Source organism: Rhodococcus sp. DN22 (assembly GCF_036669995.1).
GTDB lineage: Bacteria > Actinomycetota > Actinomycetes > Mycobacteriales > Mycobacteriaceae > Rhodococcus_F > Rhodococcus_F erythropolis.
The window spans coordinates 2,102,670-2,115,632 of sequence record NZ_CP133326.1; the positions used below are offsets into that span (position 1 = coordinate 2,102,670).

At 63.1% G+C, this 12,963-nt stretch carries 13 protein-coding genes; 7 read left to right on the forward strand and 6 right to left on the reverse strand.

Annotation, left to right across the window (positions count from 1 at the left end; translation table 11 throughout):
* Positions 1–120 precede the first annotated feature (120 nt).
* The 3 genes from tsaB to tsaD are packed head-to-tail and all read left to right on the forward strand — an operon-like array spanning position 121 to position 2,358.
* Entirely contained in the window at positions 121–819 is a 699-nt protein-coding gene (gene tsaB / locus RA302_RS09565; RefSeq protein WP_084326037.1) for a tRNA (adenosine(37)-N6)-threonylcarbamoyltransferase complex dimerization subunit type 1 TsaB, read from the forward strand.
* 10 nt (positions 820–829) lie between these two features.
* Entirely contained in the window at positions 830–1,324 is a 495-nt protein-coding gene (rimI, locus tag RA302_RS09570) for a ribosomal protein S18-alanine N-acetyltransferase (RefSeq protein WP_020906927.1), read from the forward strand.
* Complete coding sequence (gene tsaD / locus RA302_RS09575; RefSeq protein WP_029254929.1) at positions 1,321–2,358, forward strand: tRNA (adenosine(37)-N6)-threonylcarbamoyltransferase complex transferase subunit TsaD; 1,038 nt, start codon at positions 1,321–1,323, stop codon at positions 2,356–2,358. The genes rimI and tsaD overlap by 4 nt, the downstream gene beginning before the upstream one ends.
* Before the next feature lie 3 nt (positions 2,359–2,361).
* Here tsaD and RA302_RS09580 read toward each other — a convergent pair whose 3' ends face one another.
* Positions 2,362–3,948, reverse strand: coding sequence for an Hsp70 family protein (locus RA302_RS09580; RefSeq protein WP_019747580.1), 1,587 nt, complete (start codon positions 3,946–3,948; stop codon positions 2,362–2,364).
* A 161-nt stretch (positions 3,949–4,109) separates the two neighbouring features.
* Here RA302_RS09580 and RA302_RS09585 point away from each other — a divergent pair, with 161 nt between their 5' ends.
* Positions 4,110–4,670: an ion channel gene (locus RA302_RS09585; RefSeq protein WP_338480344.1), complete on the forward strand. Its 561-nt coding sequence runs from the start codon at positions 4,110–4,112 to the stop codon at positions 4,668–4,670.
* Positions 4,671–4,689: 19 nt separating this feature from the next.
* Here the strand turns inward: RA302_RS09585 and RA302_RS09590 are convergent, their stop codons facing one another.
* Positions 4,690–6,405, reverse strand: coding sequence for a TIGR03767 family metallophosphoesterase (locus RA302_RS09590; RefSeq protein ID WP_019747582.1), 1,716 nt, complete (start codon positions 6,403–6,405; stop codon positions 4,690–4,692).
* A 233-nt stretch (positions 6,406–6,638) separates the two neighbouring features.
* Between RA302_RS09590 and groES the strand changes: the two genes are divergently transcribed.
* Positions 6,639–6,938 (forward strand): co-chaperone GroES, encoded by a 300-nt coding sequence (groES, locus tag RA302_RS09595; protein WP_003940763.1) that lies wholly within the window; start codon positions 6,639–6,641, stop codon positions 6,936–6,938.
* Between the two features lie 86 nt (positions 6,939–7,024).
* Complete coding sequence (gene groL, locus RA302_RS09600) at positions 7,025–8,635, forward strand: chaperonin GroEL (RefSeq protein WP_019747583.1); 1,611 nt, start codon at positions 7,025–7,027, stop codon at positions 8,633–8,635.
* Between the two features lie 76 nt (positions 8,636–8,711).
* Here the strand turns inward: groL and RA302_RS09605 are convergent, their stop codons facing one another.
* From RA302_RS09605 to RA302_RS09620, 4 genes are all read right to left on the reverse strand, one after another.
* On the reverse strand, positions 8,712–9,449 hold the full coding sequence (locus RA302_RS09605) for an anti-sigma factor (RefSeq protein ID WP_019747584.1): 738 nt from the start codon (positions 9,447–9,449) through the stop codon (positions 8,712–8,714).
* A gap of 1 nt (position 9,450) precedes the next feature.
* Positions 9,451–10,119, reverse strand: coding sequence for a sigma-70 family RNA polymerase sigma factor (locus RA302_RS09610; protein WP_019747585.1), 669 nt, complete (start codon positions 10,117–10,119; stop codon positions 9,451–9,453).
* Between the two features lie 88 nt (positions 10,120–10,207).
* A complete protein-coding gene (locus tag RA302_RS09615) occupies positions 10,208–10,873 on the reverse strand; it encodes a fasciclin domain-containing protein (protein ID WP_007728616.1) in 666 nt (221 codons plus the stop codon).
* A gap of 165 nt (positions 10,874–11,038) precedes the next feature.
* On the reverse strand, positions 11,039–11,335 hold the full coding sequence (locus RA302_RS09620) for a WhiB family transcriptional regulator (protein WP_003940939.1): 297 nt from the start codon (positions 11,333–11,335) through the stop codon (positions 11,039–11,041).
* Between the two features lie 605 nt (positions 11,336–11,940).
* On the opposite strand from RA302_RS09620, the gene RA302_RS09625 reads away from it, so the two are divergent.
* Positions 11,941–12,789 (forward strand): hypothetical protein, encoded by an 849-nt coding sequence (locus tag RA302_RS09625; protein WP_338480351.1) that lies wholly within the window; start codon positions 11,941–11,943, stop codon positions 12,787–12,789.
* The last annotated feature ends 174 nt before the right edge of the window (positions 12,790–12,963 follow it).

Genomic DNA, 12,963 nt, shown 5'->3' on the forward strand with positions numbered 1-12,963 from the left:
GCAGACGTCGTGAAACGGCGTTTTGTGTCGCAGACGTCGTGAAACGGCGTTTGGTGTTATGGACGTCGTGACCCTCCCGGGCCGGAAGTAGTTCTTCACGTGCGGGTACCCTGAGAAATCGTGCTTGTTCTCGCAATTGACACCTCCACTCCGGCAGTCACTGCCGGTGTCGTCTCCCTGTCTGCTCCGTCACCGGACGCAGAGTCACCGGGCACCGAGTCGCCTGGCACCGAGTCACCGGGCACAGTGGAGACGCTTGCCGTGCGTGTCACGGTCAATCCTCGTGCGCACGCCGAGGTCTTGACCCCTCACGTCCTCGAATGCCTCGCCGAGGCCGGGCTCATGCCGGCAGAGTTGAACGCCGTCGTCGTGGGTGTCGGGCCGGGGCCGTACACCGGACTGCGTGTCGGCATGGCGACAGGCGCTGCCTTCGGTGATGCACTCGGTGTTCCCGTGTACGGCGTGTGCAGCCTCGACGCCATCGCGGCTGCGGTACCGACCACACAGAGCCTGCTCGTCGTGACTGACGCGAGGCGTCGCGAGATCTATTGGGCGCGCTACGACGGCGGAGTGCGCGTCGAAGGACCGGCTGTGAATTCCGCCGGCGACGTTGATCCTTCGCCTTCGACGCTGATTGCCGGATCTGCTTCGCACGTGGACTTCTTCGATCTGCCCGTCGACCCGGCGGAGACACCCTCACCGGCCGGCTTGGTCACAGTCGCTGCTCGCGAGATTCTGGCCGGATCGGTTCCGGCCCCGCTCGAGCCGCTGTACCTCCGACGCCCGGACGCGAAGACCCTCGCAGAACGTGGCAAGTGAGACCGAGCAGATGAAGTACAGCATCGAGCCGATGAACGTCGATGACGCCGAACGGTGCGGGGAGTTGGAGCGCGCGTTGTTCGCGGGCGACGGACCCTGGAGCGCGCAAGCGTTTGTCTCGGAACTTGCGGGCGCACATAATCATTACTTCGTTGCCAGGGAACCCGACGGTCACGTCCTCGGCTACGCCGGAGTCGCGTTGTTGGGCGCGTCGCCGAACATGGAGGCCGAGGTTCACACCATCGGTACCGATCCCTCGGCTCAGCGACTGGGAATCGGCGGCGCGTTGCTCGATGCGCTTCTGACCCTGGCGGATTCACGGCAGTGTCCGGTGTTCCTGGAAGTGCGCACCGACAACGACCCTGCCATCGCGCTGTACCGGCGCGAAGGATTCGAGATCGTCGGAACACGAAAGAAGTACTACCAGCCCAGTGGGGCAGATGCGTACACGATGAGACGGCCCGCCGTGCTCGGTGTCCGCGAAATTGAGGAGCAGCAAGCATGATCGTCATGGGTGTCGAAAGCTCTTGCGACGAAACAGGTGTCGGTATCGTTCGCTGGAACGGTGACGGAACCTGCGACCTGTTGGCCGACGAGGTGGCATCGAGCGTGGATCAGCACGCCAGGTACGGGGGAGTGGTTCCCGAAGTAGCCTCGCGGGCTCACCTCGAGGCGATAGTGCCGACGATGCGCCGTGCCCTTGCTGCCGCCGGTATCGAGAAGCCCGACGCACTTGCCGTCACCATCGGACCCGGCCTGGCCGGTGCGCTACTGGTCGGTGTCGCCGCCGCGAAAGCCTATGCCGCAGCCTGGAACATACCGTTCTATGCGGTCAATCATCTCGGCGGTCACGTCTCGGTTGACACTCTCGAGCACGGTCCGTTGCCCTCGTGCGTCGCATTGCTGGTCTCCGGTGGTCACACGCACCTGCTTCACGTCGAAGATCTGGGCAAGCCCATTGTCGAACTGGGCACGACTGTCGACGACGCCGCCGGTGAGGCCTTCGACAAGGTGGCCAGACTGCTCGGGCTCGGCTTTCCCGGCGGACCGGCACTCGATGCTGCTGCGCAAGAGGGAGATCGGAACGCAATCGCCTTCCCCCGCGGCATGACCGGCCCGCGCGATTCGCGGCACGACTTCTCGTTCTCGGGACTCAAGACGTCCGTCGCCCGCTATGTCGAATCGAAAGAGCGCGCAGGCGAGGCCTTTTCGATCCCGGACATCGCTGCCTCGTTCCAGGAAGCGGTTGCCGACGTCCTGACGATGAAGGCAGTGCGTGCAGCCAAGGACGTCGGGGTCGACACGTTGGTTCTCGGCGGCGGCGCCACGGCCAATTCACGTATCCGTTCACTCGCCGAGCAGCGCTGCGCCGAAGCCGGCATCACGTTGCGCATTCCGAAACCTCGACTGTGCACGGACAACGGCGTGATGATCGCTTCGTTGGCTGCCCACCTGATCGGAAACGGTGCGGGCCCTTCGGAATTGAGTGTTGCCACGGACCCGGGGCTGTCGGTCTCGGTCAGCCAGTTGATGCGCTGAGAATCAACCGACTGGGACCGGTTCCCGATCCGGTGTGGTCGCGGGGCCGGGTTCGGGCGTCGAGGTATTCGGTTCACCGGGTTTTGTCGTCGGATCACCACCGGGGGTGGTGAGTTCGGTTTCGGTGGAACCGGATCCAGGATTTTCCGGCGTCGTCGGGTTTTCGCCGCCGCTCTCACCCGGGCCGAGACCGCCGCCGGGGTTTGCCTCGGTCGGATCGACCGGGGGAGTCGCCTCGGTGTCCGGCAGCGTCGGCCACCACGCCGGTGGATCGGGCAGCGTGATTCCGGGGATGGTCGGCCAATTCGGGGTGGTCGTGGTCGTCGTCGGCGGTGTAGTTGTTGTCGACGTGTCCGGTATCGGCGCCGGCGGAAGCGTGTACTGATGCGTTGTGTACGAGTGCGTGTCGAACGGCTGTGAGTCGAACGGCGTTGTGGGATAGCCGTACTGCGGGAAAGTGCTGCCCACTACCGAAGGCAGAGGATCATGCGAGGGGATGATCGTCGATCCGGTGCTCGGCGTCGCTTCGGGGCTCACCGTCGTCGTGGTCGAACCGGTTCCGACAGGCGAGACCGCGGTGTCGTCGGTCGGCACCAATTCCTTTGCGCCGTAGCCGAGTACCAGTCCGCCGACCACGAGCGCACCGATCAAAGCTCCCGAGACCTTGGCGGTGGATCCCGAGCGCTGGTCACTTCCGGAGCCCAGCAAGGGGAAACGAATTGCGGTGATCGAATCTGCCAGGAGTGCAGCACCTTTGGTTGCCGCAGTCTCGGGCTCGACGATCTCGACCAAGGGGAGGTCGACGGCAGCGGCGACGGCGGACCGCACGGCCGGAATGTGTGCGCCACCGCCGATGAGGACAACGGCACCGACCGGCCGCGGTGAGCCGTTCACGACTTCACGGATGAAGGTGACGGCGCGCTCGATATCCGGGGCGATGATGGCTTCGAACTCGTCGCGCGTGATCGCCATTGCGTCGACGGGAAGGTCGATGGTCACCTTGGCGGCGGTGGACAGTTGCTCTTTCGCGACGTGGCACCGGGCAGCAAGAAGCTCCGCGTCGGTGTACCGGCGCAGGTGCCCTGGCGCCTTCTCCGTCACGAAGTCGACCAATGCCCGGTCGATTCCGGCCCCTGCGAGGGCGTCGATACGGTCGGAATGCAGAACCTCACCGGTGTGGTCGACGACGGACACCGTCAGACCCTGATCGCCGACGTCCACCTGAGCTGTCGTGTCGTACCGCTCGGTTTTCCCGGTCTCGGCGAGATACGCGTGTACTGCGGCAGGTTCGGGGATGGCACGGACCTGCTTCGGCGAGCGCGAGAGAGATGACCTGATGCTCGCGAGCTGGTCGTCCGTGCGATAGCTGACACCGATCGAGCGCGGCGCTTCAGATCCGTCCGTTACCTGCGTCGTCATCAGCTTGATGGACGCCCGGACGAGGTCACCGACGTTGGAATTGGCCTGATCCGCCGAGACGAAGCGAGTCTCGGCAGGTACCGCTCCTGGCGCGTTTGTGCTGGTATCGGTGTCGACGAGTGCTGAATAGACACCGGAAGATCCAGTGGAAATTCCCAGTGAACAACTCATCGCGCACCTCCTCACAGTCAATACCGGTCAATGTTCAATCGACCGCCGTTATATGAACGTTACAGAAGGTTCGTGAGGATTGCTCAGTGCTTTTTGTCTCCATGACACCCTTTTCGGACCGAAAGGGTGGTTTTACCTGCGAAATTGTCGATCATTGATTCATGCGGAAAAAAGGCGATTCTCCCCACATCGACCGGGATCGACGGCGCGCGCTGATCCGGGGTGCGGTGCTTCGACCCACGCTGACGATGATCGCCTTCGGATGTGCGTACTTCTTCCTGCCGTGGATCGATGTCCACACAGTGGGTGCGATTTTCCTCTTGATCGGTGGAGGGGCAGCGGTGCTTGCCGTGACGACCTGGCAGGTGCGTCGAATTCTGCGTTCCGATGTGCCTTCTCTACAGGCGGTCGAAGCAGTGGCGGTCGTGATGCCGACCTACTTGCTGTTGGTGTCCATCACCTATTTTTCGGTCGAGCATGCGAGTGCCGGCAGTTTCACCGAACCGCTGTCGCGTATGGCGGCCCTGTACTTTTCGCTGTCGGTGTTCTCGACCGTCGGCTTCGGCGACATCGCTGCACAGACGGACCTTGCCAGGGGACTCGTGAGCCTTCAGATCGTCTGCAATCTGGTGTTGATCGGATTCGGCGTTCGATTTGTGGTTGCCGCAGTGTCGTGGGCGAAAGCGCACCGCTGGCCTTCGAGCGGACCTGAAATCACCTAGGACACTGCGGCAATCGGAGTCATCGTCCGGTGTGGACCAACAATTCGACGTTCTGGTCGACGCCGGTACCCGTCAACTTCGGGTCGCGGTGGATGTCGTTGAACGACAGTTCGCGGTACAGCGAGGCGAGCCCGGCCGCCGACTTGTCGCTGTACTCGACTGAATTGGGACTTTCCGCTTCGAAGAGCGTCGCAAGCAACGACACCGTTCCGTCGTGATTGTCCGCGATCTCGATGATGCGCCCGAGCTGTGGGTAGTCGATGTGAGAGGCGGTGTTGATCTCCCAGAAGCCCTGCTCGGGGGTCGCGCCGGGCCACGGGGTGATCTTGTTCTCGTGGGTGTGTCCGTTCACCCAGGCAAGTACGTTCGGGAAACGATGCAGCAAGTCCAGAAGCTGTGAACCGCGCAGGCGCGGCTCGAGGACGTTCTCGGGGTCGGGAATGAGATTGTCCATCGTGTCGCTCGTGTGGTGACTGAACAGCACGAAATAGGTGTCACTGCGCGACTCGGTGACGCGAGAGCCCGCGGCGTCGTAGTAGGTGCTGCTGCCGGCGCGCAGGGTGTTCTCGATCCACTGGAACTGAGCGGCGCCCAGCGAACCGTCGACAAGGCCTGCGCGGTTGGTGGAGTCCATGCTGATGCCGACGACGCCCGGTGCGATCTGGAACGAGTAGTAGCCGATACCGGTTTCGCCGGCGTCGGGGGCGAAACCGTGCCCGACAGGGCCGGGGCCGGTGTGCGCGGGATCAAGGTGTGCGGCGATGAACTGCCGGGGTGTGAACGGTGCGCGCGACGGGTCGGGGGTGACCTGGCGCGGCGGCGTCGTGAAGGCGGACAGGATTCCGGGAATCGCACTGGGATCGAACTTGGTGGCGATGTCGATCTGCTTGGCCTGCTCCGGTGAACCGGGCACCTCGAATTTGAGAGATCCCGTGTACATCGCTTCGAGCGGTGGGATGCCGCTGGGCACCGTGCCCGACACCGAATCGTCGTGGTTGCCGAACACGCAGTACCAAGGGGTGTTCAGGCCGGGGCTCGACACGGGAGTGAAAGCGGCACCGAAGAAGTCCGGAATCTCCGGGAAGCCGGCCTTCTTGTACATGTCGAGCATCGGCGATTCAGGGTTCCAGTACAGATCGGCACCCGAGTTCTGCACACCCTCGTAGCGGTCCTTGGCGCCGGTGTTGGCGACGACGGTTCCGCCGTTGAGTGAGGTGAGGAACCAGTCGAGTTCGGCGAATTCCTTGTTGTCCGTGTTGTCGCCGGTGGTGACAACGGCATCGAAGGGGCGCGAGGTGTGCGGGCCGCTCCCGATCGAATTGACGCGTCGGACAAGCGAAATCAGCCCGTGCGCCGTCAAGGTCTCCTGGGGGCGGAACGCCGAGCCGGTGATCTGATGGACGTATTCGAAGCGCATGGGGGACTGGGCGTCGACGATGTGGACGTCGGTCAACTGCACGAGTGAGGCGAGCGCGGTGCGTCGGTCCTCGCGTCCTGACTTCGGCTCGGCCAACTCGCTGCGCACGATGTTCGCCCAACCGGGACCGGCAGTGAGCCTGGTGTAGCCGCTGCTGCTGACGGGCGTGGACACGGACTCGAGAGTGGTGCCGGGACCTGACGTCGGAATGGTCGACGCGCCTGCGTATTGCAGGCCCCACGGCTTGCCAAGGCTGACCGCGCCGACGGCGCCGAGTCCGGCGAAGGTCAGAAAACTACGGCGATTGATGTTCGTCACGAAGTGAACAATAGGTGAACGTGGTGGACGGCTGTCCTGTTTCGCTCTGGACGAAGAGAAAAATGCGCCCAGTCCTTGAGGGTTGGCACTCTCACGTATAGAGTGCCAATTGGCGCTGATCGAGTTCCGGCACCCGCGACGACGGGACTGCAGTGACGCGCCGTAAACGGCATACCCAAACAGCTGTCCGAGGATCGCCTCGGACGCACATACCCCAAAGTGGAGGGCTCATCGTGGCGAGCGTCAACATCAAGCCGCTCGAGGACAAGATCCTCGTCCAGGCCAACGAGGCTGAAACGACGACGGCTTCCGGCCTGGTCATTCCTGACACAGCCAAGGAAAAGCCCCAGGAGGGCACCGTCGTTGCAGTCGGCGAAGGCCGCGTCAACGAGCAGGGCAACCGCATCCCGGTCGACGTCAAGGAGGGTGACACGGTCATCTACTCCAAGTACGGCGGAACCGAGATCAAGTACGCCGGCCAGGAATACCTGATCCTGTCGGCACGCGACGTGCTGGCTGTCGTCTCCAAGTAAGACACACGTGATCCGCCCCGGAGTCCACACAGGATCCCGGGGCGGAATGCGTTCACGCCCCGAAGATTCAGGAGCTGACAGAACAGATGTCCAAGCAAATTGCGTTCAACGAGACCGCACGCCGCGCTCTCGAAGCCGGAGTCGACAAGCTTGCCGACGCCGTCAAGGTGACCTTGGGCCCGCGTGGACGCCACGTCGTGCTCGCCAAGGCATTCGGCGGCCCCACCGTCACCAACGACGGTGTGAGCATCGCCCGTGAGATCGAGCTCGAAGATCCCTTCGAGAACCTCGGCGCGCAGCTCGTCAAGAGCGTCGCCACCAAGACCAACGATGTTGCCGGCGACGGCACCACGACCGCGACCGTTCTGGCCCAGGCCATCGTCCGCGGCGGACTCAAGAACATCGCAGCGGGCGCGAACCCGATGGCGCTCGGCGTCGGCATCAACGCCGCAGCCGACAAGGTCGTCGAGGAACTGCTCGCCGCGGCCACCCCGGTCGAGGGCGAGAAGTCGATCGCCCAGGTCGCCACCGTCTCCTCGCGTGACGAAGAGATCGGCAAGCTCGTCGGCGAGGCACTCACCCGTGTCGGAACCGACGGCGTCGTGACGGTCGAGGAATCCTCCACCGTTGCAACCGAACTCGTTGTCACCGAAGGCGTTCAGTTCGACAAGGGCTACCTCTCGCCCTACTTCGTCACCGACATCGATGCGCAGAAGGCCGTCTACGAAGACGCGTTGATCCTGCTCTTCCGCGAGAAGATCAGCTCACTTCCCGACTTCCTGCCGCTGCTCGAGAAGGTTGCCGAATCCGGCAAGCCGCTCTTGATCATCGCCGAGGACGTCGAGGGTGAAGTTCTCTCCACCCTGGTGGTCAACTCCATCCGCAAGACCATCAAGGCCGTCGCCGTCAAGGCGCCGTTCTTCGGTGATCGTCGCAAGGCATTCCTCGACGACCTCGCAGTCGTCACGGCAGGCACCGTCATCAACACCGACGTCGGCCTCTCCCTGAAGGAAGCCGGCCTCGACCTGCTCGGCAGCGCTCGCCGCGTTGTCGTCACCAAGGACGAGACGGTCATCGTCGACGGTGCCGGCACCGCTGACGACATCGCGACCCGCGTCGCGCAGTTGCGTCGCGAGATCGAGAACACCGATTCGGATTGGGACCGCGAGAAGCTCGAAGAGCGTCTGGCGAAGCTGTCCGGCGGCGTGGCCGTCATCAAGGTCGGCGCAGCCACCGAAACCGATCTCAAGGAACGCAAGTTCCGCGTCGAGGATGCGGTCAACGCAGCCAAGGCAGCAGTTGCCGAGGGCATCGTCCCCGGTGGCGGATCGGCTCTCGTTCAGGCCGGTACGGCTCTGATCGGGAACCTCGGCCTGTCGGGTGACGAGGCCACCGGCGTTGCCGTGGTCCGTGAAGCCCTCAACGCTCCGTTGTTCTGGATCTCCAGCAACGCAGGCATCGACGGATCCGTCGTTGTCAGCAAGGTCGCCGAGATGACCAAGGGCGAAGGCTTCAACGCTGCCACCCTCACCTACGGCAACCTGCTTGCCGACGGCGTCGTCGACCCGGTCAAGGTCACTCGCTCGGCAGTGGTCAACGCCGCTTCCGTCGCGCGCATGATCCTCACGACCGAGAGCGCTGTCGTCGAGAAGCCGACCGAGGCAGTTGCCGACACCGGACACGGTCACAGCCACTAACTCGCTGCTCGTAGTTTCGACAAAGAAGAGATCCCCCACCGGATTCCGGTGGGGGATCTCTTCTTTCGTCTGGCGATCAGATGAGCGGTATCGTTGCGAACGGCTCGCTGGTGGGCTGCTGCGATCCGCCGGGCGGTTCGACCGTGAACGCCAACTTCGTGTTCGGGCCGATGCCGTCGAGCACCACCTGGGTAGTGGGTTTGACGTCGCTCGGAGCCATCGTCCCCATCGGGATCATCGTGGTGTCGTCGGTGTCGCCCGGCACCAGCCACATCTGGTAGACGGTATCCGGACTCGGGGGAGTCACATCGTTCATCACGAGGACTGCGGCGTCTTCGGAGGGCGAGAACAGCGTCGTGGCACTACCGCCGCCCGGGATGTCACGCGTCGTGGCATGAACGTCGGGTGCTGCCATGATTTCGGATGCGGGGTTCTGCGGCGGCGTGTTGTCGGACAGCGTGCGTCCGATTCCGATGCCGCCGACCAGGATTGCGACTGCGGCGGCCGCCGCAAGAGCCATGGTCCACGGGCGTCGACGGTTACGACGCTCGGCCAGCGAAACCGGGGCGTTGGGAGCCGCGGTCTGTTCTGCGATCGAGGCGAGGACGCTGCTGCGCAGCGACGGCGGGGGCTCGACGGCGTCGACGACGGTCATCGCGGCCATGGTTTCGGAGGTGAGTCGGACCTGGGCGTCGAATTCGGCGCGGGTCGCGGAGTCCGAAGCGGCAAGTCGTCTGTCGACCTCACGGCGCTCGTCGAGGTCCAACGCATCGATCGCGTAGGCGTACGCGTAGTCGATCAGCTCTTCGTCCATCTCACATCACCCCCAAACATCCACGTAGGCGCAGTAGTCCGTCGCGAATTCGCGACTTGATCGTGGGAATCGCCACGCCGAGATCTTCGGCCACCTCGCGGTACGTTCGGCCGCCGTAATAGGCGAGAGTCACCGATTGGCGCTGAGTGTCCGTCAGCGTTTCGAGACAGTCGGTGACAGCACGATGCTCGTCTCTTCGTGTCACTTCGTCGCTGACGACGTCGAACTCGGGAGTGGCATTGGTGGTGTCGTAGAGAGCCTGTCGATCCGAACTCGACTGTTCGGAGCGCACGCGATCCACCGCGCGGCGGTGGGCAAGCGTCAGAAGCCAGGAGAGTGCGGACCCCTTGGCAGGATCGAAGCTGTCGGCCGATTTCCAGGCTTGGAGGTAGACCTCTTGGACCGCTTCCTCGGAGAAGCCTGGATCACGGAGTACACGGAGAACCATGCCGTAGACACGGGAGCTGGTTCGGTCGTAGAACTCGGCAAAGGCGCTCTGGTCGCCACCGGCCACGTTCGCGAGGATCACTGCCAGCTCGCGTGATTCCACGATTCGCGCGGTGCGGGCCGCAGAATTGTCCGTCGGGCATGCGTCGGCCGCATCCGACGCATGGTCTGGCTCGCTCACGAAGAGTTGTCTCGCTTCATCGCGTACAACCGTAGCGTGCATGTCCGGTTCTTTTCTCTCGGCCCGCCGTTGGCCGCTGTGCGCCTTTATTAACCGCGGGGGGTTAATAAAGGCGCACAGCAGGTGGGGACTACTGCGGCATCAGCACCGAATCGATGAGGTAGACGGTGGCGTTTGCGGTCTTGACCCCACCGCAGACGACAGTTGCGTCGTTGACCTTGATGTTGTCACCGGATCCGGTGACGGTGACCGTTCCGCCCTCGGCGGTGGGGTGCGTTCCGTCGATCGCGTCAGGAGCGATCTGGCCGGGAACCACGTGGTAGGTGAGGATCTTGGTCAGCGTGGCGCTGTCCGTCTTGAGGCTGTCGATCGTCGCGGGGTCGATCTTGGCGAATGCCGAGTCGATCGGCGCGAAGACGGTGAACTCGCCGCCGTTGAGAGTGTCGACCAGGTTGACGTCCGGGTTGAGCTGGCCGGAGACTGCCGCGGTCAAGGTGGTGAGCAACGGATTGTTGGATGCCGCTGTGGCAACCGGATCCTGGGCCATTCCGCTGACCGATCCGGCGCCGCTCGGCACTGCGGCTGCATAGTCGGCACAACCGGCACCGACCAGATCAGAAGCAGGCTCCGCCATCGCGCTGCTGGGAGACATGCTCGATCCCATGGCAGAAGACGTCATGGCGGCGCTGGACGTGTCGGTCGACGAATCGTTGTCGTCGGAGGAGCAACCGACGACGCCGAAGACGGCGAAAGAGGCTGCTGCGGTGACTGCCAGAACTCGAGTAGAGGTGTTCATGGGTCTGCCTTCCTGAAGGGATGTGCTGAGGTGCACTGTCAGAAGGCATTCGGAGTCGGTTGTCGACAGGATGGGTCGGAGTCGGAAATTCTTTTCAGGAGCTGATGTAAACAAGCAAAAGCCCCCGAAAACTCTCGGGGGCCTTGTGCACTCGACCTACGTGTATCAGGAAGCTATGCGGGTGGTGCGACGGTGGCGCGCATGTAGTTCACGTTCGGTTTCCGACATTCCTCCCCAGATGCCGTACGGCTCGGCGACGGTCAGCGCGTGGCTGCGGCACTGCATCAGCACCGGGCACTGACGGCACATCTCTTTTGCGCGGGTTTCGCGCTGGGCACGTGCTCTACCGCGTTCGCCATCGGGATGGAAGAACATGGAGGAGTCGACTCCGCGGCACAGACCGTGCATCTGCCAGTCCCAGATGTCTGCGTTGGGGCCTGGAAGGTGATTCGGTGCAGGCATGTTGACTCCTTACTGCAAGCTCGCGTTGATCAACGAGCGGACCAAGTTGCCCGGAGGTTATCCGGGCCTTCTGAATCGTTCACGCTTGCTAACCGTAAGGGTGCTGAGTAAATCGCGTCAATAGGCTCGTTCAGTGGCGATCGGCATATATCGAAATGCGAGAGTTAACGAAGTATATATTTACATTTCGGGTCTCTCATGCGTTGCGCTGCGTCGATGTTGAAATCGGGTCGATCGAGGTGGTGGCAGGCAAGCCTGGCTGCTCGAGATGCGAAACCCACAGATCAGGGATATGTTTGCTGCTGATCGCCCGGCGAAAACACTCAGCCCGTCGGCTCCGTTTGCGTCATTTGTCCGATATTGCGCGGGCAGGGTCGTACTCCATTTCGGGACTTAGTGCCCAAGTTTCAACTAGGACATCTGTCCAATAAGTAATGCGCAGTTAACGTCACGGATATATGCCCGTTAAATATCATTACGAGTACATTCGGCAAATCTCAGTTGAATATCTGATTAACTCCGACAAACTTGCCTTTTCGTCTTCCCGTGCGGCAAACGGCATCGGTCAGGCGCTTGTCTGTTGGCGCTGCTGCGATGATCTACCTGTGTCGACACCTGAGCCCCCTGAATCGCCTTCGTTCACTGAGTCACCTGGCCGTCCCGGGACTTTCGAATCCGCCGCATTCGGTGCGGATCCGGACCTTGACCGTCTCCCGGCGCCTTGCTCAACCCGGGATTGGTGGACAACGGCAGTAATTCTGGGTGGTCAGGGGCACTACGCCAGAGCGCGGGCAGCATTGGATGTCCTCGATCGGCTCACGGCGGGGTCCTCGACGCACTCGGATCGAGTTCTTGCCTCTCTCTCTGCCAGCACGAGGGCGTCGTTTCTTCGCCAGAGTGGACGTCATGCACTCGCGTCGACGTGGGACGGGCGCGCACTGGCGATCGTCGGCGGTCTGCCAGTCGATCCAGAGGCTGCCTGTGACGCTCTGACCGGTCTGGCCGCGGACGCCCTCGGTTGTGGCCGGCTCCCCCTCGGCTGGCGCCTGCTGGGGGAGTGTCGGACCCGTCTGGGCGGCGAGGGCGGGCTGTGGCGGCAGGAAATTCGGATCGAATGGGTCTCGGCGGAACTGGCGCTGGCGGGAGGTGACTTCGCGCGCGCCCGCAGACACGCAGAACGCGCCGTCGAATTGTCGGGGAAATCGGAGTCCGTCCGGCACCGCGTGAAGTCGGATCTACTGCGCAGCGCCGCGCTGACCGGAACAGACCCAAGCGCTGCCGTGGAGTCGGCAGCGGAAGTGCTTGCGAGGTGTCAGCAATACGGCCTGCTGCCCCTGGCCTGGGCGTCGTCGCTGCTGATCGAGGGCGTGAGCGGCGGGAGGACCTCGCCGAGTGCCCGTGAGATCGGCGATCTGATTGCGATGCGCGGTGGATCACTCCTACCTGTGTCGTAATCGATCCACCCGAAGTCTCTCGCGAACGATTCCCACAGGGCTGTTTCGATATCGCGACTGCTGGGCGGGCATGCGGAGACCAGCCGGTCCGGATGGTTACTCTTAGAGGGTTCCGCTGAGAGCGGGAGCACACCCGCTCGGGAGGTGCCACTGTAACGCCAGGATTTTCGCTGA